Origin of the sequence: Winogradskyella psychrotolerans RS-3, from assembly GCF_000427335.1 — a bacterium.
GTDB lineage: Bacteria > Bacteroidota > Bacteroidia > Flavobacteriales > Flavobacteriaceae > Winogradskyella > Winogradskyella psychrotolerans.
This window is the reverse complement of the sequence record NZ_ATMR01000122.1, coordinates 1-614: the sequence shown is the minus strand read 5'-3', so window position 1 is coordinate 614 and position 614 is coordinate 1. Positions and strand designations below refer to the sequence as shown.

The 614-nt window shown below is 34.0% G+C and carries 1 protein-coding gene; it reads right to left on the bottom strand.

Going from position 1 to position 614, the window contains the following annotated elements; translation table 11 throughout:
* A partial coding sequence (locus ADIWIN_RS11770) for a carboxypeptidase-like regulatory domain-containing protein (protein ID WP_040757185.1) occupies positions 1-428 on the bottom strand: 428 nt, incomplete at its 3' end.
* Between the last annotated feature and the right edge of the window lie 186 nt (positions 429-614).

Genomic DNA, 614 nt, shown 5'->3' with positions numbered 1-614 from the left:
ATTGTAATATTGAAAACTGACTGAGATCCAATTACAATCTCTTGCTTTTTATATCCAATATAGGATACCTGCAATACTTCTGTACTGGCTGGAATGGTTAATGAAAAATCTCCATCCAGATTGGTTACGGTACCGTTGTTGGTCCCTTGTCCTAAAACGGCAACACCGATAAGAGGAAGCCCTTCAGAATCGGTGACTATCCCGGTAACTGTTTTTTGTTGGGACTGCTCATTGTTTGTACCCTGAGAATAGGAGGCTGTACTTGAGAACATTGCAATATTTAATACTAACAAAAACAGACTTAACTGCATTATCTGTTTTGCTTTACTGGAGAGATTTACAAAATCTCCACAAAATAATTTTCTTTTCATTTCTTCTTTAATTCTTAAATAAAATTCACTTGAAACTGAGTTTTGATTATTAAACAACTCAGTTTAATTTAATGTCAAATCGTTTGTTTGCTTCTATCACATAGGCATACTTTTCTGGCTTTTACGGGTAATTAATAATATTTTAATTTTCACTTTTTAGGCCAATAGAGGCTGAAAACGTAAGGTTTCAACTCCAAACCGAAAGGCAAGATTGTAATTCCAAACCTAATACAAGGTGCATTT